The organism is Stenotrophomonas sp. YIM B06876, assembly GCF_030711595.1.
Taxonomy (GTDB): Bacteria; Pseudomonadota; Gammaproteobacteria; order Xanthomonadales; family Xanthomonadaceae; genus Stenotrophomonas.
Genome location: NZ_JAUJUJ010000534.1, coordinates 1 through 509 on the forward strand (window position 1 = coordinate 1; position 509 = coordinate 509).

Genomic DNA, 509 nt, shown 5'->3' on the forward strand with positions numbered 1-509 from the left:
AGTTCTTCAAGGAGTCGGTATGAAATTCAGCAAGGTTCTTCAAGCGGTAGCGCTGTGTGGCGGGCTGCTCGGCTTCGGCGCGGCCAACGCTTCGGTCATGACCTTCGCGGGTGTGAACGATACAGGTTCAATCCTGTATTCGACCCTCCAAGATGGCGCCACGCTTTCCGCAACCATGCAATTCACGCTCAGCTCGATATCAGCGACCAGTGCCACGTTTGCGCTGAAGGTCTCGAATAACTCCTCGGGACCGGGCGACAACACACTGGCCTCGTTTGGGATCGACGTCGTGAGCCCAGCACTGAAGACTGCGTCAACCTCTGCGGGTTGGCATGCCAGCATGGACGGCAAGCTCACCGGGGGCGCCGAGAAAGTGGACCTTTGCATTTGGGCTGGCAGCAACTGCAACGGCGCGAGCAACAAGGGCTTGGGTGAAGGCTTGTTCGACACCTTTTCACTGACCTTGACGACTGCCGGCAACTTCCTGACGAATGGGATTTCGTTCACGA

The 509-nt window shown here is 57.8% G+C and carries 1 protein-coding gene; it reads left to right on the forward strand.

The window, feature by feature from the left end; genetic code table 11:
- Window positions 1-19: 19 nt before the first annotated feature.
- Window positions 20-509 (forward strand): cistern family PEP-CTERM protein (locus tag QZH66_RS18345; protein ID WP_305807223.1); only part of this gene is annotated, 490 nt, incomplete at its 3' end.